The organism is Acinetobacter sp. TUM15071 (genome assembly GCF_008980925.1).
In the GTDB taxonomy this organism is placed as follows: Bacteria; Pseudomonadota; Gammaproteobacteria; order Pseudomonadales; family Moraxellaceae; genus Acinetobacter; species Acinetobacter dispersus.
The window spans coordinates 1-440 of record NZ_BKGB01000070.1 but is presented as its reverse complement, the minus strand read 5'-3'; the positions used below and the strand labels follow the sequence as shown (position 1 = coordinate 440).

Below are 440 nucleotides of genomic sequence, written 5' to 3'. Positions count from 1 at the left end.
AAGAATGATGAACCAAGGTTAAAACCTTCACCAGCATTACGAATAATCAAACCAACATCAGGTAATTGGAAACCTTGGTTAAAAGATGCATAAATCGAGTGTTGGTCATTTGGAGAGAAAGTCACATTAGCATTGTACAACCATGCATCAGCTTTCACTTTTCCGCCCTCAACGGTATAAGGGTTAGGCTTCCCTAATTGTGATAATGGAACAAAGCTATCAATTTGGGCATAGCTATCTTCATAACGCGTACCTTCTTCTGCTGACCATTGGTCATTAAAACGGTGTTTTAACTGTACAAAGCCACCCACACTTTGCGTGGTGAGTTCAGGTAAATAAATAAGTTTGCCAATTTTTACAAACTCTAAGCCACCAGATTGATCATAAATTTTTTGATCGAAAATATCTAAAGGCATTTCGCTTTTTTCGCGGCTAAAGTC

Annotated in this window: 1 protein-coding gene; it reads right to left on the bottom strand. The window is 38.2% G+C overall.

All coding sequences use genetic code 11. The annotated features are described in order from the left end of the window. A partial coding sequence (locus tag GBI66_RS19270) for a TonB-dependent receptor domain-containing protein (protein WP_151717192.1) occupies positions 1-440 on the bottom strand: 440 nt, incomplete at both ends.